The organism is Herbiconiux gentiana, from assembly GCF_024978135.1.
GTDB lineage: Bacteria > Actinomycetota > Actinomycetes > Actinomycetales > Microbacteriaceae > Herbiconiux > Herbiconiux gentiana.
In genome coordinates this window covers 431,358-455,947 of record NZ_JANTEZ010000003.1, presented here as the reverse complement: position 1 = coordinate 455,947, position 24,590 = coordinate 431,358, and the positions used below count along the sequence as shown (strand labels likewise).

Annotated in this window: 29 protein-coding genes and 1 tRNA gene; 19 read left to right on the top strand and 11 right to left on the bottom strand. The window is 70.2% G+C overall.

What is annotated here, in order from left to right:
• Window position 1: 1 nt before the first annotated feature.
• Together mshD and NVV95_RS09260 are read right to left on the bottom strand one after the other, a co-directional pair.
• Window positions 2-898: a mycothiol synthase gene (gene mshD / locus NVV95_RS09265; RefSeq protein WP_259486251.1), complete on the bottom strand. Its 897-nt coding sequence runs from the start codon at window positions 896-898 to the stop codon at window positions 2-4.
• The gene (locus NVV95_RS09260; protein WP_259486250.1) at window positions 867-1,559 is read right to left on the bottom strand and encodes a response regulator transcription factor; all 693 of its coding nucleotides are present in this window, start codon (window positions 1,557-1,559) and stop codon (window positions 867-869) included. The genes mshD and NVV95_RS09260 overlap by 32 nt, the downstream gene beginning before the upstream one ends.
• 67 nt (window positions 1,560-1,626) lie before the next feature.
• Here NVV95_RS09260 and NVV95_RS09255 point away from each other — a divergent pair, with 67 nt between their 5' ends.
• The 5 genes from NVV95_RS09255 (at window position 1,627) to NVV95_RS09235 (ending at window position 5,412) form a co-directional block, all read left to right on the top strand.
• A complete protein-coding gene (locus tag NVV95_RS09255; protein ID WP_259486249.1) occupies window positions 1,627-1,893 on the top strand; it encodes a hypothetical protein in 267 nt (88 codons plus the stop codon).
• A 132-nt stretch (window positions 1,894-2,025) separates the two neighbouring features.
• Window positions 2,026-2,664, top strand: coding sequence for a nitrobindin family protein (locus NVV95_RS09250; RefSeq protein ID WP_259486248.1), 639 nt, complete (start codon window positions 2,026-2,028; stop codon window positions 2,662-2,664).
• Between the two features lies 1 nt (window position 2,665).
• A complete protein-coding gene (gene ygfZ / locus NVV95_RS09245; protein WP_259486247.1) occupies window positions 2,666-3,835 on the top strand; it encodes a CAF17-like 4Fe-4S cluster assembly/insertion protein YgfZ in 1,170 nt (389 codons plus the stop codon).
• Window positions 3,835-4,956, top strand: a complete 1,122-nt coding sequence (locus NVV95_RS09240) for an FUSC family protein (protein WP_259486246.1) — start codon at window positions 3,835-3,837, stop codon at window positions 4,954-4,956. Before ygfZ ends, NVV95_RS09240 begins: the two co-directional genes overlap by 1 nt.
• 27 nt (window positions 4,957-4,983) lie before the next feature.
• Window positions 4,984-5,412 (top strand): hypothetical protein, encoded by a 429-nt coding sequence (locus NVV95_RS09235; RefSeq protein ID WP_259486245.1) that lies wholly within the window; start codon window positions 4,984-4,986, stop codon window positions 5,410-5,412.
• A gap of 5 nt (window positions 5,413-5,417) precedes the next feature.
• Here the strand turns inward: NVV95_RS09235 and NVV95_RS09230 are convergent, their stop codons facing one another.
• Window positions 5,418-6,230 (bottom strand): class I SAM-dependent methyltransferase, encoded by an 813-nt coding sequence (locus NVV95_RS09230; RefSeq protein ID WP_259486244.1) that lies wholly within the window; start codon window positions 6,228-6,230, stop codon window positions 5,418-5,420.
• Between the two features lie 77 nt (window positions 6,231-6,307).
• Here NVV95_RS09230 and NVV95_RS09225 point away from each other — a divergent pair, with 77 nt between their 5' ends.
• The gene (locus tag NVV95_RS09225) at window positions 6,308-7,060 is read left to right on the top strand and encodes a phosphoglyceromutase (RefSeq protein WP_259486243.1); all 753 of its coding nucleotides are present in this window, start codon (window positions 6,308-6,310) and stop codon (window positions 7,058-7,060) included.
• A gap of 78 nt (window positions 7,061-7,138) precedes the next feature.
• Here NVV95_RS09225 and phoU read toward each other — a convergent pair whose 3' ends face one another.
• Window positions 7,139-7,795, bottom strand: a complete 657-nt coding sequence (gene phoU / locus NVV95_RS09220; RefSeq protein WP_259486242.1) for a phosphate signaling complex protein PhoU — start codon at window positions 7,793-7,795, stop codon at window positions 7,139-7,141.
• A gap of 207 nt (window positions 7,796-8,002) precedes the next feature.
• On the opposite strand from phoU, the gene NVV95_RS09215 reads away from it, so the two are divergent.
• Both NVV95_RS09215 and NVV95_RS09210 read left to right on the top strand, forming a co-directional pair.
• Window positions 8,003-9,157 carry a sensor histidine kinase gene (locus NVV95_RS09215; RefSeq protein WP_259486473.1) on the top strand — a complete coding sequence of 385 codons (1,155 nt, stop codon included), beginning with the start codon at window positions 8,003-8,005 and terminating at the stop codon, window positions 9,155-9,157.
• A complete protein-coding gene (locus NVV95_RS09210; RefSeq protein WP_173183516.1) occupies window positions 9,154-9,834 on the top strand; it encodes a winged helix-turn-helix domain-containing protein in 681 nt (226 codons plus the stop codon). The genes NVV95_RS09215 and NVV95_RS09210 overlap by 4 nt, the downstream gene beginning before the upstream one ends.
• 11 nt (window positions 9,835-9,845) lie before the next feature.
• On the opposite strand, the gene NVV95_RS09205 is transcribed toward NVV95_RS09210, so the two are convergent.
• On the bottom strand, window positions 9,846-10,439 hold the full coding sequence (locus tag NVV95_RS09205) for a hypothetical protein (protein ID WP_259486241.1): 594 nt from the start codon (window positions 10,437-10,439) through the stop codon (window positions 9,846-9,848).
• 126 nt (window positions 10,440-10,565) lie between these two features.
• Between NVV95_RS09205 and NVV95_RS09200 the strand changes: the two genes are divergently transcribed.
• Genes NVV95_RS09200 through rlmB form a run of 4 tightly spaced genes read left to right on the top strand, consistent with a single transcriptional unit; the run spans window position 10,566 to window position 14,695 of the window.
• The gene (locus NVV95_RS09200; RefSeq protein ID WP_066040922.1) at window positions 10,566-11,048 is read left to right on the top strand and encodes a CarD family transcriptional regulator; all 483 of its coding nucleotides are present in this window, start codon (window positions 10,566-10,568) and stop codon (window positions 11,046-11,048) included.
• Between the two features lie 2 nt (window positions 11,049-11,050).
• Complete coding sequence (ispD, locus tag NVV95_RS09195; protein WP_259486240.1) at window positions 11,051-12,226, top strand: 2-C-methyl-D-erythritol 4-phosphate cytidylyltransferase; 1,176 nt, start codon at window positions 11,051-11,053, stop codon at window positions 12,224-12,226.
• Between the two features lie 26 nt (window positions 12,227-12,252).
• Window positions 12,253-13,671, top strand: coding sequence for a cysteine--tRNA ligase (cysS, locus tag NVV95_RS09190; RefSeq protein WP_259486239.1), 1,419 nt, complete (start codon window positions 12,253-12,255; stop codon window positions 13,669-13,671).
• Window positions 13,664-14,695 (top strand): 23S rRNA (guanosine(2251)-2'-O)-methyltransferase RlmB, encoded by a 1,032-nt coding sequence (gene rlmB, locus NVV95_RS09185; protein WP_259486238.1) that lies wholly within the window; start codon window positions 13,664-13,666, stop codon window positions 14,693-14,695. Before cysS ends, rlmB begins: the two co-directional genes overlap by 8 nt.
• 9 nt (window positions 14,696-14,704) lie before the next feature.
• Here rlmB and NVV95_RS09180 read toward each other — a convergent pair whose 3' ends face one another.
• Both NVV95_RS09180 and NVV95_RS09175 read right to left on the bottom strand, forming a co-directional pair.
• Window positions 14,705-15,994: a DUF4032 domain-containing protein gene (locus NVV95_RS09180; protein ID WP_259486237.1), complete on the bottom strand. Its 1,290-nt coding sequence runs from the start codon at window positions 15,992-15,994 to the stop codon at window positions 14,705-14,707.
• An 81-nt stretch (window positions 15,995-16,075) separates the two neighbouring features.
• Window positions 16,076-17,173 carry an ABC transporter ATP-binding protein gene (locus tag NVV95_RS09175; RefSeq protein ID WP_259486236.1) on the bottom strand — a complete coding sequence of 366 codons (1,098 nt, stop codon included), beginning with the start codon at window positions 17,171-17,173 and terminating at the stop codon, window positions 16,076-16,078.
• A 216-nt stretch (window positions 17,174-17,389) separates the two neighbouring features.
• Between NVV95_RS09175 and NVV95_RS09170 the strand changes: the two genes are divergently transcribed.
• On the top strand, window positions 17,390-18,295 hold the full coding sequence (locus tag NVV95_RS09170; protein ID WP_259486235.1) for a DsbA family protein: 906 nt from the start codon (window positions 17,390-17,392) through the stop codon (window positions 18,293-18,295).
• Between the two features lie 39 nt (window positions 18,296-18,334).
• A tRNA-Thr gene (locus NVV95_RS09165) sits at window positions 18,335-18,410 on the top strand.
• A gap of 68 nt (window positions 18,411-18,478) precedes the next feature.
• Here the strand turns inward: NVV95_RS09165 and NVV95_RS09160 are convergent.
• On the bottom strand, window positions 18,479-18,652 hold the full coding sequence (locus tag NVV95_RS09160) for a hypothetical protein (protein ID WP_259486234.1): 174 nt from the start codon (window positions 18,650-18,652) through the stop codon (window positions 18,479-18,481).
• 158 nt (window positions 18,653-18,810) lie between these two features.
• Here NVV95_RS09160 and NVV95_RS09155 point away from each other — a divergent pair, with 158 nt between their 5' ends.
• On the top strand, window positions 18,811-19,026 hold the full coding sequence (locus tag NVV95_RS09155; protein ID WP_259486233.1) for a multidrug transporter: 216 nt from the start codon (window positions 18,811-18,813) through the stop codon (window positions 19,024-19,026).
• Window positions 19,027-19,072: 46 nt separating this feature from the next.
• On the opposite strand, the gene NVV95_RS09150 is transcribed toward NVV95_RS09155, so the two are convergent.
• The 3 genes from NVV95_RS09150 to msrB form a co-directional block, all read right to left on the bottom strand.
• Window positions 19,073-20,275, bottom strand: coding sequence for an MFS transporter (locus NVV95_RS09150; protein ID WP_259486472.1), 1,203 nt, complete (start codon window positions 20,273-20,275; stop codon window positions 19,073-19,075).
• A gap of 114 nt (window positions 20,276-20,389) precedes the next feature.
• Window positions 20,390-20,941 (bottom strand): nitroreductase family protein, encoded by a 552-nt coding sequence (locus NVV95_RS09145; RefSeq protein WP_375163796.1) that lies wholly within the window; start codon window positions 20,939-20,941, stop codon window positions 20,390-20,392.
• A 2-nt stretch (window positions 20,942-20,943) separates the two neighbouring features.
• Window positions 20,944-21,345, bottom strand: coding sequence for a peptide-methionine (R)-S-oxide reductase MsrB (gene msrB, locus NVV95_RS09140; protein ID WP_259486232.1), 402 nt, complete (start codon window positions 21,343-21,345; stop codon window positions 20,944-20,946).
• A 137-nt stretch (window positions 21,346-21,482) separates the two neighbouring features.
• Between msrB and NVV95_RS09135 the strand changes: the two genes are divergently transcribed.
• The 4 genes from NVV95_RS09135 to groL all read left to right on the top strand — a co-directional run bounded on the left by NVV95_RS09135 (window position 21,483) and on the right by groL (window position 24,553).
• Window positions 21,483-21,734, top strand: coding sequence for a DUF3263 domain-containing protein (locus NVV95_RS09135; protein WP_173183527.1), 252 nt, complete (start codon window positions 21,483-21,485; stop codon window positions 21,732-21,734).
• 14 nt (window positions 21,735-21,748) lie between these two features.
• Window positions 21,749-22,357, top strand: coding sequence for a LytR C-terminal domain-containing protein (locus tag NVV95_RS09130; protein WP_259486231.1), 609 nt, complete (start codon window positions 21,749-21,751; stop codon window positions 22,355-22,357).
• A 194-nt stretch (window positions 22,358-22,551) separates the two neighbouring features.
• Window positions 22,552-22,755 carry a cold-shock protein gene (locus tag NVV95_RS09125; protein ID WP_259486230.1) on the top strand — a complete coding sequence of 68 codons (204 nt, stop codon included), beginning with the start codon at window positions 22,552-22,554 and terminating at the stop codon, window positions 22,753-22,755.
• 178 nt (window positions 22,756-22,933) lie between these two features.
• Window positions 22,934-24,553, top strand: coding sequence for a chaperonin GroEL (gene groL, locus NVV95_RS09120; RefSeq protein WP_259486229.1), 1,620 nt, complete (start codon window positions 22,934-22,936; stop codon window positions 24,551-24,553).
• Window positions 24,554-24,590: the final 37 nt, after the last annotated feature.

The following is a 24,590-nucleotide window of genomic DNA, read 5'->3' as shown; positions in this document are numbered from 1 at the left end:
GCTACCGGGCCGACCGTCGCGCCGTGCGCTGCGCGTACTGCACGTCGATGGTGTGGTCGGTGAAGCCGAGCGAGCGGTAGAGCGCGACGGCCCGCGTGTTGTCGGCGTCGACGTAGAGGGCGGCCTGGGTGCAGCCGCGTTCAGCGAGGCGGCTGAGGCCGGCGTTCATCAGATGGCGGCCGAGCCCCTGCCCGGCGTGACCCTCCTCGACCCCGATCACGTAGATCTCGCCCACCGTGTCGCCCGGCTCGATCTTCAGCCAGTTGTAGCCGATGAGGCGGCCGCGGTCGTCGCGCAGCAGCAGGAAGTCGTCGGGGTCGAACCAGGCCTCCGACTGGCGGAAGCGCAGGTCGTCGGCCGTGATCGAACCCTGCTCGGCGTGGCCGGCGAAGACGCGGGAGTTCAGTTCGACCCAGTCGTCGGCGTCGCGGCCACCGCGGTAGGGCACGACCTCGAAGCCCGAGGGGATCTCGGTGCGCGGGGCGGACACCCCGGGCGACAGGTCGCGGCGCAGCTGCAGCAGTGTGCGCACGGCGTCGAAGCGGTAGTTCTCGGCGAGCCGGCGGCTGGCCGGGTGGTCGCCGTGCGCCCAGGCGAGCAGCGGACCCTGCGCGTTGTTGCGCAGCACGATGCTGAGCAGCTGACGGCCGAGGCCCTCTCCGCGCCACTCGGGGTCGATCACGAACTCGAGCTCGCCCTGGCCTACGATCGCCGCACCCACCACGGTGCCGCCGCGCTCGGCGAGCAGCAGCGACCGGGCGCCCTTGCCCGCGTCGATCTGAGCCTGATCGTTGAAGGGGTGCTGTCCGTCGACGAGCGCCGCCCGGGCGACGAGTCGGAGGAACGGCTCCCGCGCCTCGTCGGGGCTACTGACCGAGAGTGTGAGCGAGTCGGTCATTGTCGTCCTCGAAGAAGTTGAACCGGTAGCCGACGTTGCGCACGGTGCCGATCAACGACTCGAGGTCGCCGAGCTTCGCGCGGAGGCGCCGCACGTGCACGTCGACCGTGCGGGTGCCGCCGAAGTAGTCGTAGCCCCACACCTCGCTGAGCAGCTGCTCGCGGGTGAACACCCGGGATGGGTGCATGGCGAAGAAGCGCAGCAGCTCGAACTCCTTGAAGGTGAGGTCGAGCGGACGCCCGTGCACGCGGGCCGAGTAGCTGGCCTCGTCGATGACGACTCCCGAGGCCTGGATCTTCGAGGTCGACTGGTCTTGCACCTGACGGCCGATGGCGAGCCGGATGCGCGTGTCGACCTCGGCCGGACCGGCCGATTCGAGCACCACGTCGGCCGCGCCCCACTCGGCGCTGACGGCGGTGAGCCCGCCCTCGGTGAGGATGAGCACGACCGGCACGCCGATGCCGGTGGTGCTGAGGATCTTGCAGAGCGAGCGGGCCGAGGCGAGGTCGTGCCGGGCGTCGACGAAGATGAGGTCGCTGTTCGGGGTGTTCACGAGCTGCGAGGGTTCAGCGGGGATCTGGCGCGTTCGATGACTGAGGAGCGAGAGCGCCGGAAGCACCTCGCGGTCGACCGCAGAGGTCAGGATCAACAACTGCGCCACGTGGGATCCTCCAGAGAATGACTGCGCTTCATACTACTCGGGCAGAATGGCGGGTATGAGTCTGCTCATGAGAAGCGTAGTGCCGGTGTGGATCCTGTCCCTCGTGGCGGTCGTCGCGGTCGGGCTGTTCGTGCCGCCCGCGAGCTTCCTGGTCTTCCTGCCCGTGGTGCTGGGGCTGGCGCTCGTCGTCACCTTCGGGGTGCAGCTGCTGGTGCCCGTGCGCAAGGGTTTCGTCGACCGCGTCTCGGCGAGCCTCGGCGGCGCGGTGGTCATCCTGGCCGTGGCGACGGCCGTGCTCGCGCCCATCGCGTTCGCGGCGGGGGCTAAGATCTAGTCATGTCCTACGTCGCGCTCGAACTCCTGTTCATCGGCCTTCTCGGGCTCGCGTCTCTCGCGATCGCCTGGACCTCCGGGGTCGTCATCTACAAGCTCTTCCGCGGCCAGCGCTGAGCGGGCGGGCTCGAGCGTGATCGAGATCCCGACGGGGCTCCCCGCAGAACTCGTCCCCCTCTCCTGGCTGATCGGCGTGTGGGAGGGCACCGGCGTCATCGACTACGCCATCGACCCGCCCGAGGGCACCGACGAGGGCACCGAGCCCACGCGCATCTCGCGCGAGTTCGGCCAGCGCATCAGCTTCAGCCATGACGGCCTGCCGTTCCTGAACTACAGCTCGTCGAGCTGGCTGCTGCCCCAGGGCGACGAGACCGAGCCCACGCCGCTCACCGCCGAGACCGGGTTCTGGCGCCTCAGCCGTCTGCACATCGAGGGCGACACCGGCCCCGGCATGCTCCCGGGCGAGGGCCCGCGCCCGTTCAACACCGCCCAGTCGGTCGAGACACTCCGCAACGCGGCCGAGGGCTTCGACATCGAGGTGGCCATCGTGCATCCCACCGGCGTCAGCGAGCTCTACCTCGGCCAGGTCAAGGGCCCGCGCATCGACCTCGCCACCGACGCGGTCGTGCGCACCCGCTCGGCCAAGGAGTACGCGGCCGCCACCCGTCTCTACGGTCTCGTCGACAACCACCTGCTCTGGGCGTGGGACATCGCGGCCCTCGGCCAAGACCTCCGCACCCACGCCTCGGCCCGGCTCGCGAAGGTCGACTGAGGTGGCGGGGCGCTCCGCCTTCCTCGACCTCCCCGGCGCCGTCGCCGGCACCGACCCCGATCCCGGGGTGCCGGCCCACTACGGCAACCCCGTCTCCGAGCAGCGGATGCTCGCCGCAGGCCGCGCGATCGTCGACCTCTCCTCGCGAGGTGTCATCTCGGTCGAGGGTCCCGACCGGTTGAGCTGGCTCGACTCCGTCACCAGCCAGAGCCTCAAGGGCCTCTCGCCCGCCTCCTCCGCCGAGACCCTGCTGCTCTCGGCCAACGGCCGCATCGAGCACGCCATCCGGCTGTTCGACGACGGCGTGACGGCGTGGCTGCTCGTCGACGCGGCCGAGACCGCGCCGCTCGAGGCGTGGCTTCAGCGCATGCGGTTCATGCTGCGGGTCGAGATCGCCGACCGCAGCGAGGAGTTCGCGACCGTCGGGCGCCTTGCTGCCCGGGCGGGCGATCCGGTGCCGCCGGCGCTCGCCGCCGTGGCCGCTGCGCCGTCGGGCGTCGTGCTCGACTGGGCCGACCCGTGGCCCGAGATCGTGGCCGGGGGAGTGCAGTACGCCTCGGTCGACGAGCACCCGGGGGCCACCTGGTTCTGGCACGAGACGCTCGTGCCGCGGGTGTCGCTGCCGGCGCTGGCCGACGCGGTGCGTCGCGGCGAGGTCGGCGCGGCGGGCGTGCTCGCGGCCGAGGCGCTGCGCATCGTCGCCTGGCGCCCGCGCCTGTCGACCGAGGTCGACGACCGCAGCATCCCGCACGAGCTCGACTGGATGCGCTCGGCCGTCCACCTCGCGAAGGGCTGCTACCGCGGTCAGGAGACGGTGGCGAAGGTGCACAACCTCGGCCACCCGCCCCGGCGCCTCGTGCAGCTGCAGCTCGACGGGTCCGACGCGGTGCTGCCGGCCGCGGGCGATCCGGTGCTGCTCGCGGCCGACGCCGCGCTGCCGGCCGACGCCGCCCCCGAACCGCTCGGGCTGGTCACCTCGGTGGGCAACCACCACGAGTGGGGCCCCGTCGCGCTCGCCGTGCTCCGTCGTCAGGCGCCCGAGGGGGAGCCCCTCGTCGTGCGCACCGAGGCCGGTGACGTGGCCGCCTCGGCCGACACGATCGTGGGGCCCGACGCCGGTGCCGCGGTCGGCCGGGTGCGGCTGCCGCGTCTGGGCGCCCGAACGCGGTAGTGACCGCGCCCGTCGCCCCGGCCGCCGACGACGGCCCGCTGCCGCTGCGCGCCCGCTGGGCCGCCCTGACCCGGGCCTCCACCGAGCGCACCGTGGCGAGCGGCCCCGCCCTGCTCCAGCTCGCCGTCGCGGTCACGATCGCCTACGCGCTGGCGCACTTCCTGCTCGAGCACCCCTACCCGATCGCCGCGGTGACCGTGACGCTGTCGAGCCTCGGGCTGGTGCTGGATGCGCGTCCCCGCCGGGTAGCCGAGACCGCCGTCGCGATGACCATCGGCATCGCGCTCAGCGAGGTGATCCTGCTGCTCGCCGGCCAGGGCCTCTGGCAGTTCGCGGTGACGGTGCTCGTGGCGCTCACCGTCACCCGCTTCCTGTCCCCGGTACCCGGGCTGCCGATCCTCGCCGCCGTGCAGGCCTCGCTGGTCTCGCTCATGCCGCTTCCGGCCGGTGGCCCGTTCACCCGCACGGCCGACGCCGTCCTGGGCGGCCTCGTCGCCCTGGCCTGCACGGCACTCATCCCGCGCGATCCGCGCCGGGCCGCCCGGCGCGAGGGCCAGAAGTTCTTCGCCGCCTTCACCGCCATCCTGTCGTCGCTCGTCACGGTGCTCCGCATCGGCGACCAGCACACCGCCGAGCTCGTGCTCAGCCGGGCCCGCGGCACCCAGGTGCTCGTGGAGCAGTGGCGCGGTTCGCTCGACTCCGCCGCCGCCATCGCCCGCATCTCACCGTTCCTCCGGCGGCACCGGGCCGAGCTGGCCGAGCAGCAGACAATGCAGCTGCACCTCGACCACGCGGCGCGCAACCTGCGCGTGATCAGCCGGCGGCTGAGCGTGATCGGCGACGGCCGCCAGCGCCCCGAGCTGGCCGAGCTGCTGGCGGGCATCCTGAGCGCCACCGCTCTTCTGGGCCAGAGCATCGACCGGCCCGAGCTGCGGCCGGTGGTGCGGCAGAGCCTCGTGCTCGTCGCCATCCGCCTCGACCCGCGAGAGCTGACGCCCGGTCAGCCGTTCGCCGAGGCGGCGCTCGTGCTGTCCATCCGGCCGCTGGTGCTCGATCTGCTGGCGGCGAGCGGCATGCCCCTCGAGGAGGCCAGGCGCACGCTGCCCGACATCACCACGTGAGGCCTGCGGATTCGATACCGTAGGGGCATGCAGATGCGAAAGCTCGTTCCCGCCGTTCTCGCCGCCACCGCCTTCGCGTTCGTGCTCACCGGGTGCACCGAGACCGGCCCCACCCAGAACTTCTCCGGCCTCCCCGACGAGGAGGAGATCGTGAACGAGTCGGAGGGCGGCGCCGACCAGGGCCTGCAGGCCTTCTGGCTGCAGGAGGGCTCGCAGATCGCGGTCGCCATCTCGGGCAGCTCCACGTGCCCGGTGGTCGGGTCGAAGATCGATGTCATCGAGCCCGAGAACGAGGGCAACGTGGTCGAGATCACCACCCGGCCCATCTCGAGCGGCCCCTGCACCATGGACTTCGTGCCGCACACCTCGGTGTTCTGGACGCCCGACACCGTCACCACGGCCGAGCCGCTGGTCGTGCGCGTGGGCGACCAGGAGGTCGAGCTCCCGATCAAGTAACGGACTCAGCGCAGCGGTGCGACGTCGGCCCAGTCGACCGTGAGCTCGCCCAGCCGTCGTCGCCGGGCCGGCGTGCGCACCGACCAGCCGGCGTCGGCCATCGCCCCGACGGTGGCGACCCAGCGCTGCACCGGTCCGTAGCTGCCGATCCCGGCGTTGTGCTGCCAGAACCGGTCGAGGTCGGCCAGGAAGCGGTGCACGTTCTCGCCCGGCACGTTGCGGTGGATCAGTGCCTTGGGCAGTCGCTCCGCGACGATCGACGGATGCTCGAGCCCGGCCAGCCGCAACGACACCGTGAAGCTCTCCGGCCCCTCGGGCGCGAGCGTCACCCAGCTCGCCACCCGGCCCACCTCGTTGCAGGTGCCCTCGACGAGGCGCCCATCGGGCTGCAGCCGGCCGAGCATCCGCTGCCAGGCATCGGGCACGGCGCTCTCATCGTACTGGCGCAGCACGTTGAACGCGCGGATCACCGCGGCGTCGCGACCGGACGGCAGCGGCACCTCGAAGCCCCCGACGGCGAACGACACGCGGGCGTCGCGGTCGAACGGGGTGCGGCCGTCGCGCACGTCCTTCAACTGGGCGGTCGCCGTCGCCACCCGCTCGGGAGCGATCTCGAAGCCGATCACCTCGACCTCGGGCCGCACACCGGCGAGCCGCGCCTGCAGCTCGAACGCCGTCACCCCGCTCGCCCCGTAGCCGAGGTCGACCACGAGCGGATCGGCGCTCCGGCGCAGCACCGGCAGCGTGCCGATGAAGCGGTCGACGCGACGCAGGCGGTTGGTGCCCGTCGTCCCGCGGGTGACGGCACCGATCGGCATGGGTCCATCCAAGCACGAGCGGATGCCCGTCCGGACCCCCTGGATGGGCGAGCGGGCCCCCTGGATAGGATGGAGCCATGCCAACAGAGCCCTACACCCTCATCCTGCTGCGCCACGGCAACAGCGACTGGAACCAGAAGAACCTGTTCACCGGCTGGGTCGACGTGAAGCTCAGCGAGCAGGGCGTCGCCGAGGCCAAGCGCGCCGGCGAGCTGCTCGCCGAGTCGGGGCTGCTGCCCGACGTGCTGTACACCTCGCGCCTGACCCGTGCGATCCAGACCGCCGACCTCGCGCTCGAGGTCGCCGACCGCCTCTGGGTCGACGTCAAGCGCTCGTGGCGCCTGAACGAGCGCCACTACGGCGCGCTGCAGGGCAAGGACAAGGCGCAGACGCTCGCCGAGTACGGCCCCGAGCAGTTCCAGACCTGGCGCCGCTCCTTCGACGTGCCGCCGCCGCCCATCGCCGACGACGACCAGTACTCGCAGGTCGGTGACCCGCGCTACGCCGACCTCGGTGACGCCGTGCCCCGCACCGAGTGCCTGAAAGATGTCATCGACCGCATGCTGCCCTACTGGGAGAGCGACATCCAGGGCGACCTCGCCCTCGGCAAGACGGTGCTCGTCACCGCGCACGGCAACTCGCTGCGCGCCCTGGTGAAGCACCTCGACGGCATCAGCGACGACGACATCGCCGAGCTGAACATCCCCACGGGCATCCCGCTCGTCTACCGCCTCGACGAGTCGTTCGTGCCCGTCGCCCCGGCCGAGTACCTCGACCCGGAGGCCGCCGCCGCGGGCGCCGCGGCCGTCGCCGCCCAGGGCAAGAAGTAGCCCCGCCCGGTTCGCCTGAACACGAAGAAGCCCCGGCCCGCTGACGCGGCCGGGGCTTCTTCGTGAACGGGAGGTGAATCAGGCGTTGTTGGAGCCGACCCACTCGCCCGTGGCGAGGTACTGCACCTTCTTGGCGATCGAGACCGCGTGGTCGGCGAAGCGCTCGTGGTACCGGCTGGCAAGGGTGACGTCGACGGTGTCGACCGCCTCGCCCTTCCAGTGCGCGCCGAGCACGGCGTCGAACACGCTCACGTGCAGCTCGTCGATCGCGTCGTCGTCGTTGCGCATCTCGTCGGCGAGGGCGATGTCCTCGGTCTTCAGCAGCACGGTGAGCTTCTTCGCGATCTCGACGTCGAGCCGGCCCATCTCGGCGAAGGTCTGGCGCAGGCTCTTCTTCACGACCTTGTCGGGGTAGCGGTAGCGCGCCAGCTGGGCGATGTGCTCGGCGATGTCGCCCATGCGCTCGAGCGAGGCGCTCACGCGCAGCGCGGTGACGACGATGCGCAGGTCGCGGGCAACCGGCTGCTGCAGGGCGAGGATGTTGATGGCCAGCTCGTCGAGGCTCGAGGCCAGCGCGTCGATCTTGGGGTCTTCGGCGATGACCTTCTCGGCCAGGGTGACGTTCGACTCGTTGAACGCGGCGGTGGCGTTCGTGATGGCGACCGTGACGAGCTCGGAGATCTCGACGAGACGATCCTGAACCTCGCGCAGCTCTTGCTGGAATACCTCACGCATGCGTGTGGTCCTTTCTTGGGTACGGCGGACACGTCGGACAGGGACCACGCGTGCGCGCGGCGCACCGCCGCGATCGGCAGGCGACGGCTCCATCCTCGCGGGGCCAGGTTAACGTCAGGTGCCGGTCAGTTGAACAGTCGCCGAAGCGACGCCCCTCTGGCCCTCGAGCCCAGTCTGGCCCCGATCGGACTCACTAGTGTAGTGAGCATGGAAACAGGCTGGTTGGTGCTGTTGTCCGTGGCACTCGGCCTGGTCGTCGGAGCAGGTTTCATGGCCCTCCTGCACGTCGCCGAGCGGCGCGGGAGCAATGCCGTCGCCGCGACCTCGAGCGCCGTCCCCGACGGGGTCGACCAGGTCATCGACGCGATCGAGTCGGCGGGCCTCGTGCTCGACCCCTCGAACAACGTGGTGAAAGCCTCGGCGGCCGCCTACACCTACGGTCTCGTGTCGAACCAGGTGCTCGTGCATCCGGAGATCGACGAACTCGTCGCCCGGGTGCGGCGCACGGGGGAGCCCGTCGACCAGGAGGTCACGCTCGCCCGCGGGCCGTTCGGCGAGGCGCTGATCCACCTCGACGTGCGGGTCGCCCGGCTCGGCAGCCGCTACGTGATGGTGCTCGCCGACGACCGCACCGACTCCTACCGGCTCGAGGAGACCCGCCGCGACTTCATCGCGAACATCAGCCACGAGCTGAAGACGCCGATCGGCGCCATCTCCCTGCTCGCCGAGGCGCTCGAGCCGGCCTCCGACGACCCCGAGCAGGTGCGCCGCTTCGCCCGGCGCATGGGTACCGAGGCCACGCGCCTCTCCCAGATCACCCGCGAGATCATCGAGCTCTCCCGGCTCCAGGCGACGGATGTGCTCAGCACCGCGAAGCGCCTCGACCTCGACGGCATCATCTCGACCGCGGTCGACCAGAACCACGTCGCTGCCGACGCCCGCGGCATGACCCTCGCGGTCGGCGGCAAGAAGCACGTGGCGGTCGACGGCGACGAGACACTGCTCACGCTGGCGATCAACAACCTCATCGCCAACGCCATCCAGTACTCGCCCGACGGCTCGCGCATCGGCATCGGCGTGCGGCTGGAGGAGGGGGTCGTCGAGCTCTCGATCACCGACCAGGGCATCGGCATCCCCGAGGACGACCTGCCCCGCGTCTTCGAGCGGTTCTTCCGGGTCGACCAGGCGCGCTCGCGCAACACGGGCGGCACCGGTCTCGGCCTCAGCATCGTCAAGCACGTGGTGCAGAACCACGGCGGCGACATCCGGGCCTGGTCGCAGATGGGCCAGGGCTCGACGTTCACCATCCGGCTGCCGGAGGCCTCGAACTCCGCAGCCGCCTTGCAAGGAGAGAAGCGATGACCCACATCCTGCTGGTCGAAGACGAAGCCGCGCTGAGCGAGCCGCTCAGCTACCTGCTGCGTCGCGAGGGCTACGGGGTGACCGTCGCCCCCGACGGCCCGAGCGCGCTCAGCGAGTTCGACCGCGGTGGGGTCGACATCATCCTGCTCGACCTGATGATCCCGGGCATCCCGGGCACCGAGGTGTGCCGGGAGATCCGCACCCGCTCGTCGGTGCCGATCATCATGCTGACCGCGAAGGACTCGGAGATCGACATCGTCGTGGGCCTCGAGCTCGGCGCCGACGACTACGTCACCAAGCCGTACTCGACGCGGGAGCTGCTGGCGCGCATCCGGGCCGTCATGCGGCGCCAGCTTGAGGTGCTCGACGCGGCGGAGCCGATGCTGAAGGCCGGCCCCGTGTCGATGGACGTCGAGCGCCACACCGTCGCGGTGGACGGCACCGAGGTGTCCATGCCGCTGAAGGAATTCGAGTTGCTCGAGCTGCTCCTCCGGAACGCCGGGCGCGTGCTCACCCGCGGGCAGCTGATCGACCGGGTCTGGGGCTCGGACTACTTCGGCGACACCAAGACGCTCGACGTGCACATCAAGCGCATCCGCTCGAAGATCGAGAAGACGCCGTCGGAGCCGACGCTGCTGGTGACGGTGCGCGGACTGGGCTACCGGTTCGAGGCCTGAGGCCCCGGGGGCTACTGGCCCTCGGTGCCCTCGGTGCCGGTCCCGGTGCCGGTGGCGTCGGGGGTCGGCACCACGGTGGGCGTCGGGAGGGCCACGGTGGGCGTCGGCGTCGGGGTCGCAGTGGGGGCGAGGCCGTCGTACTCGGGCAGCGAGGTGTTGAGCACCGGCACCATCAGCTGCACGCCCTCGGCGTCGCCGTACTGGAAGTAGACCGGGAACAGGCTGCCGGGCACGGAGACGTCGTCGAGCAGGATCTGCTCGGAGTCGGCGCCGCCGAAGCTCGTGATTGTTCCGATGTTGTCGGCGTCGCCCTCGAGCTCGACCTGCTGGGTGACGCGCTCACCGGTCGACCCGTTCTCGTACTGCACCGTGACGGACTGGGGCTGGTCGGTGTTGTTGACGAACGAGACCAGCAGGCTCGCGAGCTCGCCGGTCTCGCTGATCAGCGTGGCGTTGCGCACGTCGACATCGCCGATGGTGGTGTTGACGCCGTCGGTGACCTGCTTGATCTCACCGGTGACCTGGGGCGTGATGAAGGCGCACCCGGCCGTGCCGGTGACGACGAGTGCGGCCGTCAGAACGGATGCCGCGAACCGAGCTCTCACAAGACCCTCCAGAGGCGTAGACGCTTTGACTTCACCCTACAACGCGGCGACGGCGGGGGGTTGGTTAGGGCACCCTTAGTACATGCCCGCTGTGGTATCCTAGAGGTCACGGAAGGACATCCATACATGCTTTTTGAGGTCGGCGAGACTGTCGTTTACCCCCACCACGGAGCCGCAACGATCTCCGAGGTGAAGACCCGGGTCATCAAGGGCGAAGAGAAGATCTACCTGAAGCTCCGTGTCACGCAGGGCGATCTCACGATCGAGGTGCCCGCCGACAACGTCGACCTGGTCGGCGTTCGCGACGTCATCGGTCGCGAGGGTCTCGACAAGGTGTTCGAGGTGCTGCGCGCGCCGTTCACCGAAGAGCCCACCAACTGGTCGCGCCGGTACAAGGCCAACCTCGAGAAGCTCGCCTCCGGCGACGTGATCAAGGTCAGCGAGGTCGTGCGCGACCTGTGGCGCCGCGATCAGGATCGCGGCCTCTCGGCCGGCGAGAAGCGCATGCTCGCGAAGGCCCGTCAAATCCTCATCTCCGAGCTCGCGCTCGCCGAGAAGACCGACGAGGAGAAGGCGTCGCTCGTCCTCGACGAGGTCCTGGCCTCCTAGAGGTGCCGGGTCACTCCTCGGTCGCGGTCATCGTCGTCGCGGCCGGTTCCGGCACGCGCCTCGGTCTGAACCGGCCCAAGGCATTCGTCGAGATCGGCGGGCGCACCATCCTGTCGTGGTGCATCGAGCCCCTCCGGGCGCTGGCCGATCTCTCGCTGGCCGTGTTCGTGGTGCCCGAGGCGCTGGTGGAGCAGGCGACCGAGTCCCTCGAGCCGCTCGACCACCTGCCGGCGGTCGTGGTCGCGGGCGGCGCCACCCGGCAGCAGTCGGTGGCCGCCGGTCTCGCCGCGGTTCCCGAGGGCACCGACATCGTGCTCGTGCACGACGCGGCCCGCGCCTTCACCCCGGTCGAGGTGTTCGACCGGGTCATCGAGGCCGTGCGCGCCACCGGCCACGGGGTCATCCCCGGCTTGCCCGTCACCGACACCATCAAGGGTGTGGCCACCGACGGCACCGTGCGCGACACGGTCGACCGCTCCACCCTCACCGCGGTGCAGACCCCGCAGGGGTTCCCCTTCGATCAGTTGACCGAGGCCTACCGTCTGGCCGGCGGCGACTTCACCGACGACGCCGCCGTGCTGCGCGAGGCGGGGCATCCGGTGTCGGTGGTCGCCGGCGACAGCCGCTCGTTCAAAATCACCACCGTCGACGACCTCGACCGTGCTGACGACCTGCTGCGCCGCAGCCGCCCCACCATGCGCACGGGCGTGGGTGTCGACGCCCACGCCTTCTCGACCGACGAGGGCGAGGAGCTCTGGCTCGCCGGCCTGTTCTGGCCGGGGGAGCGCGGCCTGTCCGGTCACAGCGACGGCGACGTGGTCGCGCACGCCATCTGCGACGCCCTGCTCGGCGCGAGCGGGCTGGGCGACCTCGGCAGCCGCTTCGGCACCGCCGACCCCGAGCTCGCCGGAGCGCACGGCGAGGTCTTCCTGCGCCGCACCCGCGAGATCCTCGCGGCGCACGGGTACGGCGTCGGCAACGTCTCGGTGCAGCTGATCGGCAACCGCCCCCGGTTCTCGCCCCGCAAGGCCGAGGCCGACGCGCTGCTGACGGCGGTGCTCGGCGCCCCGGTCAGCGTCTCGGCGACCACCACCGACGGGCTGGGCGCCGTGGGGAGGGGCGAGGGGCTGACGGCCGTCGCGACGGCCCTCGTGCTGGGCGTCACACGCAGCTACTGAGCGGGGCGGCCCTCTAAACTGTGGGGGTGACCATCCGACTCTACGACTCGAAGGCCCACGCGCTCACCGACTTCTCGCCCATCGTTCCGGGCCGGGTCGGCATCTACGTGTGCGGTCCGACCGTGCAGTCGTCCCCGCACATCGGGCACCTGCGCTCGGCCCTGGTCTATGACCAGCTGCGGCGCTGGCTCGATCACAGCGGTTACGTGGTCACCTTCGTGCGCAACGTCACCGACATCGACGACAAGATCCTGATGAACGCCGCGGGCACGACCGAGGAGTGGTGGGCGCTGGCCTACCGCGTCGAGCTCGAGTTCACCGCGGCCTACTCGGCGATCGGCGTGCTGCCGCCCACCTACGAGCCGCGGGCCACCGCCTCCATCACCGAGATGCAGGCGATCATCTCGCGCCTGATCGCGAACGGTCATGCCTACGCCACCGACGACGACACGGGAGACGTCTACTTCGACACCGCGTCGTGGCCGTCGTACGGCGAGCTCACCCGGCAGAAGCTCGACGACATGGCCCCGGCGGGTGACTCCGACTCGCGCGGCAAGCGCGACGTGCGCGACTTCGCCCTCTGGAAGGGGCACAAGCAGGGTGAGCCGCAGTCGGCCTCCTGGCCGAGCCCCTGGGGCGCCGGCCGTCCGGGCTGGCACATCGAGTGCTCGGCGATGTCCACGAAGTATCTCGGTGCGCAGTTCGACATCCACGGCGGCGGCCTCGACCTGCGTTTTCCGCACCACGAGAACGAGCTCGCCCAGTCGCACGCCGCCGGCGACCCGTTCGCCAATCTCTGGATCCACAACGGCCTGGTGTCGGTGACGGGACAGAAGATGTCGAAGTCGCTCGGCAACTCGATCTTCGCGGCCGAGCTCATCGCCTCCGCCCGCCCGGTGGTGCTGCGCTACTATCTCGGCGCCGCCCACTACCGCTCCACCCTCGAGTACCACGAGGGTGCGCTGGAGGAGGCCGAGGCCGCGGTGTCGCGCATCGAGGGCTTCCTCGAGCGAGCCGAGCGCCGCCTCGAGGGCACTCGCTTCCAGGGCACCGCCGTGCTGGTCGTCCCCGACGAGTTCCGCGAGGCGATGGACGACGACCTCAGTGTGCCGCAGGCCCTGGCCGTCATCCACGAGACGGTGCGCCGCGGCAACGCCGCGCTCGACGACGAGGACTTCGCCGAGGCGGCCACGCTGCTCGGCCAGGTGCTCGCCATGACCGAGGTGCTCGGCATCAACCCCCTGGCCCCCGAGTGGGCCTCCCGAACCGACAGCGGGGCCGAGCGCGCGCTCGGCACGCTCGTGGAACGACTCGTCTCCGACCGGGAGACGGCACGCAAGAGCCGCGATTTCACCACCGCGGACCGCATCCGGGACGAACTCGGACAAGCGGGGATCTCGATAGAAGACACGCCCACGGGCGCGCACTGGAGTCTCGATGGCTAAATCAGGATCGGCACGCCCCTCGAGGGCCGGAGCCGTACGCAAGAGCAGCAAGGGCCGCGCCGTCGGCTCGGGCGGGCAGGGGCGCCAGGCGCTCGAGGGCAAGAAGCCCACGCCCAAGGCGGAGGACCGCCCGTACCACCCCGCCGGCAAGGCCAAGGCCGCCCGCGACCGTTTCGCCGCGGCCGGCGGCAAGGGTCGCCCCGGTGCGCGCTCGTCGAGCGAGCGGGGCCAGGATGCTCCGCGCACCGCGCCGGCCCGCCGCGTGAAGAAGGCCGACGACAGCGAGATGGTCACCGGCCGTAACTCGGTGGTCGAGGCGCTGCGCGCGCACATCCCCGCGACCGCCCTCTACGTGGCCTTCCGCGTCGAGGTCGACGAGCGCGTCAAGGAGGCGCTGTCGCTGGCGAACAAGCGCGGCATCCCCGTGATGGAGGTCATGCGCCCCGAGCTCGACCGGCTGTCCGGTCACGACGCGGTGCACCAGGGGCTCGCCCTCAAGGTGCCGCCGTACGAGTACGCGCACCCCGAGACCCTGCTCGACCAGGTCACGCGTCAGGGCAAGACGCCGCTGTTCGTGGCACTGGACGGCATCACCGATCCGCGCAACCTCGGGGCGATCATCCGCTCGACCGCCGCGTTCGGCGGCCAGGGCGTGATCGTGCCCCAGCGCCGCTCGGTGGGCGTCACGGCCTCGGCCTGGAAGACCTCGGCCGGCGCCGCCGCCCGCACCCCCGTGGCGATGGCGTCGAACCTCACCCAGACCCTCAAGGCGTTCAAGGCCGCCGGCGTGTTCGTGGTGGGCCTCGACGGCGGCGGCGACGTCGACCTGCCGGGCCTCGACTTCGCCTCGGGCCCGATCGTGATCGTCGTGGGCAACGAGGGCAAGGGGCTGTCGCGCCTGGTCACCGAGACCTGCGACGCCATCGTCTCGATCCCGATCTCCTCGGGCACCGAGTCGCTGAACGCGGGCATCGCGGCCTCGGTCACCCTCTACGAGATCGCGAGGCAGCGGGCGCTGAAGTAGCGCGGCTCGCTAGACCTTCAGGCGCCAGTCCTCGTCGTCGGAGGCGGCGTCCTGCACCTCGATGGCCATCGTGATCGCCCCGGTCGGGGGCTCGATCACGGTGGCCTCGTCGCGTCGGTGGCGCAGGATGTCCTCGACGTAGGAGGACAGGGCCTCGGCCAGCGGCACGTCGCGGTTCTGCGCCTGGCTCATGTACCAGCGGTGCTCGAGCAGCTGATGGAAGATCTCCGCCGGCTCCAGCTTGCCCTTGAGGTCGCGGGGGATGGCGCGGATGACCGGCTCGAACACCTTCGCCAGCCACTCGTGCGCGAGCATCTCCTCGTCGAACGCCTTGCGGCCGTACTTCGCCGTGTAGGAGTCGAGGTCGTTCAGCAGCCGCCTGGCCTGGTTCTCCTGGGCGTCGAGCCCGGTCAGGCGCAGCAGACGGCGCTGATGGTGCCCCGCATCCACCACCTTGGGCTGGATGCGCACCGTGGTGCCGCCCTCGGTGGTCTTGATCGCCAGCTCCTCGATGTCGAAGCCGAGGTCGTTCAGGCGGTCGACGCGCTCGTTGATGCGCCAGCGCTCGGAACTCGAGAACGACTCGGAACCCGTGAGCTCCTTCCAGAGCGAGCGGTAGGCGGCGACGATGCCGTTCGAGACCGTGATCGGGTCGAGCTCCTCGTCGATGCGGCCGCCGGCCTCGAGGTCCATCAGCTCGCCGGCGATGTTCACCCGGGCGATCTCGAGGTCGTTCTCGCGCTGGCCGTTCGAGAGCCCGTCGTAGAGCTGACCGGTCTCGGCGTCGACGAGGTAGGCGGCGAAGGCGCCGGCGTCGCGCCGGAACAAAGTGTTCGAGAGCGAGACGTCGCCCCAGAAGAAGCCGATCACGTGCAGGCGCACGAGCAGCACGGCGAGGGCGTCGACGAGGCGGGTGGCCGTGTCGGGGCGCAGCTGCTGCGAGAACAGGGCCCGGTAGGGCAGCGAGAACTTCAGGTGCCGGGTGACGAGGGCCGAGTTCAGCACGTCGCCGTCGTCGGTGCGTCGGTTGGTGACGACGGCAAGCGGGTCGACGCAGGGCACGTCGAGGCGCTGCAGGGTGCGCAGCATCTCGTACTCCCGCTTGGCCATCTCGTCGGTGGTCTCCTTGATGGCGATCACGTGGCCCGAGAGGTGCGCGAAGCGCACGAGGTGGCGGGAGATGCCCTTGGGCAGCGCGGCGATGTACTCGTCGGCCCAGTCGTCGAGCGGCAGCTGCCACGGCAGGTCGAGCAGCGCCGGGTCGGCGGTGGCCGAGGTGATGTTCAGGGAGGTCGTCATGGGGTCATCCGTCTCGTCGTGGGGAAACGACGCTGCCGTGGCCCCTGGGAGCCACGGCAGCGTCGTTCAGATGGGGGCAGGTCAGACGACGGCCTTGTTGCCCATGCGCTCGCCCGTCTCGAGGTCGAACAGGTGCACGTGGTTCGGAGCGGCGGTGAGGTACACCTTGTCGCCCACGAAGGGGTGCGAACGGCCGTCGACGCGGGTGACGATGTCGGTGCGCTTGCCCTCGATCTCGGAGTGGCCGTAGAGGTAGCCGTCGGCGCCGAGCTCCTCGATCAGGTCGACCGTGACCTCGAGGCCCTCGCCCGGGGTCGAGGAGAGCACGATGTCCTCGGGACGCACGCCGATGGTGGCGCTCGTGCCCGTGGTGCTCGCCAGGGTCTCGCGGTCGACCGGCACGACCGAAGTGCCGAACTTCACACCGTTCTCGGCCAGGTCGGCGTGGAACAGGTTCATGGCCGGCGAGCCGATGAAGCCGGCGACGAACACGTTGTTCGGCTTCTCGTACAGGTCGCGCGGGGTTCCGACCTGCTGGAGCAGGCCGTCCTTCAGCACGGCGATGCGATCGCCCATGGTGAGCGCCTCGGTCTGGTCGTGGGTGACGTAGACCGTGGTGACGCCGAGGCGACGCTGCAGCGACGCGATCTGGGTGCGGGTCTGCACGCGCAGCTTCGCGTCGAGGTTCGACAGCGGCTCGTCCATCAGGAACACCTGGGGCTGACGCACGATGGCGCGGCCCATGGCGACGCGCTGACGCTGACCACCCGAGAGGGCCTTGGGCTTGCGGCTCAGGTAGGGCTCCAGGTCGAGCAGCTTGGCGGCCTCGAGCACGCGGGCGGCCCGCTCGTCTTTTCCGACGCCGGCGATCTTGAGCGCGAAGCCCATGTTCTCGGCGACGGTCATGTGCGGGTAGAGCGCGTAGTTCTGGAAGACCATCGCGATGTCGCGGTCTTTCGGCGGGATGTCGGTGACGTCGCGGTCACCGATCAGGATGCGGCCCTCGTTGACCTCTTCGAGGCCGGCGAGCATGCGCAGCGACGTGGACTTGCCGCAGCCGGAGGGGCCGACGAGCACGAGGAACTCGCCGTCGGCGACCTGGAGGTCGAGCTTGTCGACCGAGGCGCGGGTGGCGCCGGGGTAGACGCGGGACGCCTTGTCGAAAGTGACAGATGCCATGTTCATTTCTCCTTCACCGGCAGGTACGTGCCGGACGATCCGTTGTGATGGATGGAACCGGGCCTTCGACGGTGAAGGTCCACCGGTCATTCTCGCACAGCTGTGGCGTTCAGCGACCCTGTGGCGAGTTCCCAGACTGGGTTCCTACTATCCTTGAGTGGTCGCCGGCCGTCCTGCCAGGCCGCACTCGCACACCATCACACGGAGTCAACACGCATGACCATCGACGGATCCGGAGATCGTCAGTCCAAGAACCAGCGACGTGAGGCCGCCCGGGAGAAGGCGAAGCAGCTCCGCGAGGAGCAGCGCAAGAAAGAGGTGCGCAACCGCGCCATCCTGATCTCCTCGCTCAGCGTGGTCGTCATCGCCATCATCGTCGGTGTCGCCCTGGTGATCGTGTCGACCATCCGCCCCGCCGGCCCCGGCCCGCAGAACATGGCGAGCGACGGCATCCAGATCACCACCGGCTTCGTCGCCGAGACCACCCCGGCCCTCGCCGCGGGCGAAGACCCCGTGCCCACCGTGAACGACCCGGCCTCCGGCACCGTCGACATCCGCGTCTACCTCGACTACATGTGCCCCTACTGCGGCCAGTTCGAAGCCACGAACAACACCCAGATGGGGGAGTGGATCCAGTCGGGCGCCGCCACCGTCGAGATCCACCCGCTGTCGATCCTCGACCGCTCCTCGCTCGGCACCAAGTACTCCACCCGCGCGGCCAACGCCGCCGCCTGCGTGGCGAACTACTCGCCCGACCAGTACTGGGACTACAACTCGCTGCTGTTCCAGAACCAGCCGGCCGAGAACACCGAGGGCCTCGACAACCAGAAGCTGAAAGACCTGGCCGGCGAGGCGAAGGTGAGCGCCCAGGGCGACATCGAGTCGTGCATCGACGACACCACCTTCCGCGGCTGGGTGGCCGACGCCACCTCCCGTGCGCTCGAGGGCCCGCTGCCCGACACCGACGAGGCGAAGGTCACCGGCACCCCGACGGTGCTCGTGAACGGCGAGAAGTACACCGGCTCGCTCACCGACCCCGACGCGTTCAGCGCCTTCGTGGTGCAGGTCTCGGGCGAGGCGTACTCCACCGCGACGCCGACCCCCGCGCCCACCGCGGGCTGATACCCGGCGCCTCGCTACACTGTGAGGTGTTCCACCCCAGCCGGCCTGGCGCAATTGGTAGCGCACCGCTCTTGTAAAGCGGGGGTTACGGGTTCGAGTCCCGTGGCCGGCCCCACGACATCCGCTCGTCCCAGCGGGTCGCTCGGCGAGTCGCTCGGCGGTTCGTGTCGCTGAGGTGACGGTTCAGCTGAGGAGGCGGTCGCCGTACATCGCCATGACGGCGAGGCCGACGGCGACGATTCCCATCACCACCACGAGCACGACCTTGCCGACGCGCAGCGCCTGATCGCGCTGCGGGTTCACGTAGTAGCGGCTGGAGTCGCGTCGCCTCCGGCGACGTCTCGTCGTCGAAGGCATGACGACAGGTTACGTCGCCTCAGCGACAGCCTGATTGCGGGCATGTGAACGGATGCTGTGAGATCTGGTACCGCGTTCGGGGGTCACGAGGGGCGTCGACGAGCGGATGCGCGGGCCGCCCCCGTGCGCGCATCCGCCCCCCGGGGTTGACTTGGCCCATGCGCGAACCCACCGACGCCGAGAAGCGTCACGACCAGCTCACCAGTGCCCCCGACGCGACGGAGGCCGACGCGGCCCCCCGGATCGACGTCTCGACGACGGCCGACGGCACCACCCGCATCGACGTGCGCGACGACGCCGAGGTGCGGCCGGGCGGCGACCCGGCCATCATCGACCCCGAGCACGCCGACCCCGAAGGCGCCGAGTCGGAGTAGGCCCACCAGCAGGCCGACCCCCAGCGGGCCGAGTCGGAGCAGCGCCTCAGCCCGCGCGGCGGACCCGGTCGACTGCGAACGACACCATCAGCGCCGCGAAGCCGAGCGCCGCCAGCCCCACCCCCACGTACGAGGGGGAGAGGTAGCCGAAGCCGGCCGCGATCGCCAGGCCGCCGAGGAACGCGCCCAGCGTGTTGCCGATGTTCAGCGCCGAATGGTTGAGCGCGGCGGCGATGGTCTGCGCGTTGTGCGACACGTCCATCAGGCGGGTCTGGATGGCAGGGGAGCACGACCCGGCGAAGGCGCCGACGAAGAAGATCGACACCAGCAGGCCGACCACGGTGTGCGCTGTCAGGGCGAAAGCGAGCACCGACAGGCCGGTGCCGAGGATCCCGATGACGAGCGAGCGCTTGACCGAGCGGTCGGTCAGCCAGCCGGCCAGCGCGTTGCCGATCGTCATGCCCACGCCGAACGCCACCAGCACCCAGGGCACGAAGCCGTCGCCCTGCCGGGTGACGTCGGTGACCACGGGGGCGACGTAGGTGTAGACCGCGAACACGCCGCCAAAGCCGATCGAGCCGACGGCGAGCGTCAGCCAGACCTGCAGGCGGGTGAAGGCCTTCAGCTCGTTGCGCATCGTGGCCGTGGGGTCGCCCGGGCGGAACGGCACCGTGACCGCGATCGCGACGAGAGTCACCGCGAAGATGACGCCCACCAGGAGGTAGGCGCTGCGCCAGCCGAAGTTCTGGCCGAGGAAGGTGCCGAACGGCACACCCACGACGTTCGCGAGGGTGAGACCGCCGAGCACGAAGGCGACACCCCTGGCGCGCTTGTCGGGCCCCATCAGCGAGGCGGCGACGAGCGAGGCGATGCCGAAGTAGGCGCCGTGCGGCAGGGCGCTGACGAAGCGGGCGGCGAGCACCAGCCCGAACGAGGGCAGGATCGCCGACAGCAGGTTGCCCACGACGAAGACGGTCACGAGCACGAGCAGCAGGCGCTTCCGCGGCCAGCGTGCGGCGGCCGCGGCGATGGTGGGGGCTCCGACCACGACCCCCAGCGCGTAGGCCGAGACGAGCAGGCCGGCGTTGGCGTTGGCGCCCGCCGCGTCGACGGCGTACTGCCCGGGCAGCAGGTCGGCCGCGATGTTCGGCAGCAGCCCCATCGTCACGAACTCGGTGACGCCGATGCCGAAGCCGCCGAGCGCGAGGGCGAGGATGGCGAGCCACCGCCGCGCCGCGGGCACGTCGATGAGCGCCGGCCCGGCGGGGAGGTCTTGAGCGGCGGAGCCACCTGCAAGATGAAGGGAGTCGTCGTTGACCGGAGCACGATCCAGATCGGTCACAGTGCTACCAGCCTACGGCCGTCAGAGCGTCGAGAGATGCTCCGAGACGCGGATGCGCCCCCTGCCCCGGGGCTTCCGCCCACGCGGCGGCACGCCACCCACATAGAGCCAGCCGAGCAGCTCCTCGTTCTTGCCCAGCTTGTGGGCCTTCTTGACGGCCTTGGACCGGGTGTGCTCGCCGGTGCGCCAGAACACGCCCCAGCCCTCGTCATCGAGCACGAGCGAGAGGTTGTGCGCCACGCCGGCGGCGACCGCCTCCTGCTCCCACTTCGGCACCTTGTGCTTCGGGGCGTACGACACGACGATCGCCAGCACGAGCGGCGCGCGGTGGGCCTTGGCCACGAACTTCGCGACGTCCTTCTCCTTGGCGCCGTCGGCGTCGGCGAGACCGCGGCCGAGACGGGTGATGCCGTCGGCGCGCAGTTCGATCACCCGCCACGGGCGCAGCCCGCTGTGGTCGGCGAGCTGGCCGGCCGCCTCGACGGCCGCCGCCACCTGCGCGGGGCTGGGTGCCGCATCCGTCACCTTCGACGACGAGCGCCGGGCGAGCATCGCCTCTCTGACGCCGGGCACGGCTACTCGGCCTCGTCGAAGGTGAGCGAGACGGAGTTCATGCAGTAGCGGTCGCCGGTCGGCGTCTGCGGGGCGTCGTCGAAGAGGTGGCCGAGGTGCGAGCCGCAGCGCGCGCAGCGCACCTCGGTGCGCACCATGCCGAGCGAGCGGTCCTCGATCAGCTCGACCGCGTCGGAGCCGGCCGGGTCGTAGAAGCTCGGCCAGCCGCAGTGCGAGTCGAATTTGGTCTCGCTGCGGAACAGCTCGGCCGAGCAGGCCTTGCAGCGGTAGACGCCCTCGCGGTGCTCGTCGAGCAGCTCGCCCGTCCAGGGGCGCTCGGTGGCGGCCTGCCGCAGCACGGCGAACTCGTCGGCCGAGAGCTCCTCGCGCCACTCGTCGTCGGACTTGGAAACCTGGTAGCTCATGATGCTCCTGTGTGACGGGATCGGGTGATCGGGGGCCGCGAACGATCATCGCAGGAATAGCTGCGTGCCGCGCGGCTATCGGCGGGCGTTGAGGTACCCGCCAATAGGATGTCCGGATCGGGACAGGAAGGCAGGGCATGGAGCTCAGCGAGCGCGACATCCGCATCCTCGTCTTCGAACGCAGCTGGTGGCGCCACGCCGGTGCCAAGGAGCAGGCCATCCGCAAGACCTTCGGCCTCTCCTCCGCCCGCTACTATCAACTTCTCGGTGCGCTGATCGACTCCCCGGCCGCTCTCGCGCACGACCCGATGCTCATCAAGAGGCTTCAGCGGGTTCGGGAGGCGCGTCTCGCTGCGCGTTCGGCCCGGCTGCTGTCGCGCGACGACTAGGACATAGCCGCCCCATGCCACGTTTCCCCGAGGACAGCTTCGACCGCCTGCCCGCCCCGACCGGGCGCGTGGGCGCGCACCGCGGCCCCGCGCCGCGCGGGCGGGGCTGGCGGGTGCTCGCCTGGGCGGCCCTCGCGACGGTGCTGCTCGTGGGGGCCGGCATCGGCTACCTCGCGATCATCGACAACAACAACCAGTTCACGGATGCCCTGGGTGGCGCCGGATCGTCGGCCGCCGCCACGACAGACCCGACGCCGACCCCCACCGTCGCCCCCGTCACCGATGGCACGAAGTCGGTCACGATCCTGAACGGCACCGAGATCGCAGGGCTCGCCACCCGCGTCGGCGACGCGGCGGTGGCCGGAGGCTGGAACGTCGGCTCGCGCGCGAACGCCAGCACCACCGACTTCGCCACCACCACCGTCTACTACGCCGACGCGGCGAACGAGGCGGCCGCGCTCGGTCTCGCGCAGCTGCTCGGCGGGGTGCCGATCGAGCTGAACACCTCCTTCCCGGGTGCCGACCTCACCGTCGTGCTCGGCACCGACTACGCCGGCCCGGGTCTCACCGACCCCGAGGCGCCGGTGGAGGAGGCGCCCGCCGAGGAAGCGCCCGCCGGGTAGCGCTCCGGGGGCGGTTCGCCGGGCATCCTGAGCCGGTGTGTTTCACGCAGGTTTCAGCCGTGTTGAGTTGCTGTCACGATGTGTCGAATTCACCCGCATCGGCTCTCAGGGCCCGGAACCCAGTGATTAGTATCTGGAAATGGGCGTGGCAACAGTGTCACTTCTGCACAGAAACACAGCACTTGGGAGTAACGATGGCGAACGGGACCGTGAAGTGGTTCAACGCTGAAAAAGGCTACGGCTTCATCACCGTCGACGGGGGCGGGCAGGACGTCTTCGTCCACTACTCCGCGATCGACATGAGCGGCTACAAGGTGCTCGAGGAGGGCCAGCAGGTCGTCTTCGAGGTCGGTACCGGCTCGAAGGGCCCTCAGGCGGAGTCCGTCCGCCTGGCCTGACAGCCTCGACGTCGCGAGACGCCCCGCCCATCGGGCCGGGGCGTTTCGTCGTGCTCGGCGTCGTCACGGATTCACTTGCACTCGCGCACCCCGAGTGCCAATATTGGTTTAGCACTCATGAAGTTCGAGTGCTAACCGCTGAATCTTTGATGACGTCCAGGGAGGACGAGAAACACACATGGCAAAGATCATTGCTTTCGATGAAGAGGCCCGCCGCGGCCTCGAGCGCGGCCTGAACACGCTCGCCGACGCCGTCAAGGTCACGCTCGGCCCGCGCGGTCGCAACGTCGTCCTCGAGAAGAAGTGGGGCGCCCCCACGATCACCAACGACGGCGTGTCCATCGCCAAGGAGATCGAGCTCGACGACCCCTACGAGAAGATCGGTGCCGAGCTCGTCAAGGAGGTCGCCAAGAAGACCGACGACGTCGCGGGTGACGGAACCACCACCGCGACCGTGCTCGCGCAGGCGCTCGTCAAGGAGGGCCTCCGCAACGTGGCCGCCGGCGCCGACCCCATCAGCCTCAAGAAGGGCATCGAGAAGGCCGTCGCCGCCGTCTCCGCCGAGCTGATCAAGAACGCCAAGGAGATCGAGACCAAGGAAGAGATCGCCGCGACCGCGTCCATCTCGGCCGCTGACCCCGAGATCGGCGCGATCATCGCCGAGGCCATCGACAAGGTCGGCAAGGAGGGTGTCGTCACCGTCGAGGAGTCGAACACCTTCGGCACCGAGCTCGAGCTCACCGAGGGCATGCGCTTCGACAAGGGCTACCTGTCGGCGTACTTCGTCACCGACCCCGAGCGCCAGGAAGCGGTCTTCGAAGACCCCTACATCCTGATCGTGAACAGCAAGGTCTCGAACATCAAAGACCTGCTGCCCATCGTCGACAAGGTCATCCAGACCGGCAAGCAGCTCCTCATCATCGCGGAAGACGTCGACGGCGAGGCCCTGGCCACGCTCGTCGTGAACAAGATCCGCGGCATCTTCAAGTCGGTCGCCGTCAAGGCTCCCGGCTTCGGCGACCGTCGCAAGGCGCAGCTGCAGGACATCGCGATCCTCACCGGCGGCCAGGTCATCTCCGAGGAGGTCGGCCTCAAGCTCGAGAACGTCTCCCTCGACCTGCTCGGCCAGGCCCGCAAGGTCGTCATCACGAAGGACGAGACCACCATCGTCGAGGGTGCCGGCGACGCCGACGCCATCGCCGGTCGTGTGGCCCAGATCCGTGCCGAGATCGAGAACACCGACAGCGACTACGACCGCGAGAAGCTCCAGGAGCGCCTCGCCAAGCTCGCCGGCGGTGTCGCGGTCATCAAGGCCGGTGCCGCCACCGAGGTCGAGCTGAAGGAGCGCAAGCACCGCATCGAAGACGCCGTGCGCAACGCCAAGGCCGCTGTCGAGGAGGGCATCGTCGCCGGTGGTGGCGTCGCCCTCATCCAGGCCGGCAAGACCGCGTTCGAGAGCCTCGAGCTCGTCGGTGACGAGGCCACCGGTGCGAACATCGTCAAGGTCGCCATCGAGGCGCCCCTGAAGCAGATCGCCTTCAACGCCGGCATGGAGCCGGGTGTCGTCGCCGCCAAGGTGCGCGACCTCGACTACGGCTGGGGCCTGAACGCCGCCACCGGTGAGTACGTCGACCTGCTGGCCGCCGGCATCATCGACCCGGCCAAGGTCACCCGCTCGGCGCTGCAGAACGCCGCGTCGATCGCCGGCCTCTTCCTCACCACCGAGGTCGTCGTCGCCGACAAGCCCGAGAAGAACCCGGCCCCGGCCGGCGACCCCACGGGCGGCATGGACTTCTAAGTCCGACAGCACCACCGCACCACCGCACCACCGCACA

Coding starts and splice junctions, on each gene's coding strand:
- rlmB (WP_259486238.1), top strand. CDS start 13,664: ATGGCTAAATCAGGATCGGCACGCCCCTCGAGGGCCGGAGCCGTACGC.
- NVV95_RS09225 (WP_259486243.1), top strand. CDS start 6,308: ATGCCAACAGAGCCCTACACCCTCATCCTGCTGCGCCACGGCAACAGC.
- NVV95_RS09130 (WP_259486231.1), top strand. CDS start 21,749: ATGCCACGTTTCCCCGAGGACAGCTTCGACCGCCTGCCCGCCCCGACC.
- NVV95_RS09160 (WP_259486234.1), bottom strand. CDS start 18,652: ATGCCTTCGACGACGAGACGTCGCCGGAGGCGACGCGACTCCAGCCGC.
- groL (WP_259486229.1), top strand. CDS start 22,934: ATGGCAAAGATCATTGCTTTCGATGAAGAGGCCCGCCGCGGCCTCGAG.
- NVV95_RS09230 (WP_259486244.1), bottom strand. CDS start 6,230: ATGCCGATCGGTGCCGTCACCCGCGGGACGACGGGCACCAACCGCCTG.
- mshD (WP_259486251.1), bottom strand. CDS start 898: ATGACCGACTCGCTCACACTCTCGGTCAGTAGCCCCGACGAGGCGCGG.
- NVV95_RS09170 (WP_259486235.1), top strand. CDS start 17,390: ATGACCATCGACGGATCCGGAGATCGTCAGTCCAAGAACCAGCGACGT.
- NVV95_RS09180 (WP_259486237.1), bottom strand. CDS start 15,994: ATGACGACCTCCCTGAACATCACCTCGGCCACCGCCGACCCGGCGCTG.
- phoU (WP_259486242.1), bottom strand. CDS start 7,795: ATGCGTGAGGTATTCCAGCAAGAGCTGCGCGAGGTTCAGGATCGTCTC.
- NVV95_RS09175 (WP_259486236.1), bottom strand. CDS start 17,173: ATGGCATCTGTCACTTTCGACAAGGCGTCCCGCGTCTACCCCGGCGCC.
- NVV95_RS09235 (WP_259486245.1), top strand. CDS start 4,984: ATGCAGATGCGAAAGCTCGTTCCCGCCGTTCTCGCCGCCACCGCCTTC.
- msrB (WP_259486232.1), bottom strand. CDS start 21,345: ATGAGCTACCAGGTTTCCAAGTCCGACGACGAGTGGCGCGAGGAGCTC.
- NVV95_RS09135 (WP_173183527.1), top strand. CDS start 21,483: ATGGAGCTCAGCGAGCGCGACATCCGCATCCTCGTCTTCGAACGCAGC.
- NVV95_RS09200 (WP_066040922.1), top strand. CDS start 10,566: ATGCTTTTTGAGGTCGGCGAGACTGTCGTTTACCCCCACCACGGAGCC.
- NVV95_RS09125 (WP_259486230.1), top strand. CDS start 22,552: ATGGCGAACGGGACCGTGAAGTGGTTCAACGCTGAAAAAGGCTACGGC.
- NVV95_RS09155 (WP_259486233.1), top strand. CDS start 18,811: ATGCGCGAACCCACCGACGCCGAGAAGCGTCACGACCAGCTCACCAGT.
- NVV95_RS09210 (WP_173183516.1), top strand. CDS start 9,154: ATGACCCACATCCTGCTGGTCGAAGACGAAGCCGCGCTGAGCGAGCCG.
- NVV95_RS09255 (WP_259486249.1), top strand. CDS start 1,627: ATGAGAAGCGTAGTGCCGGTGTGGATCCTGTCCCTCGTGGCGGTCGTC.
- NVV95_RS09215 (WP_259486473.1), top strand. CDS start 8,003: ATGGAAACAGGCTGGTTGGTGCTGTTGTCCGTGGCACTCGGCCTGGTC.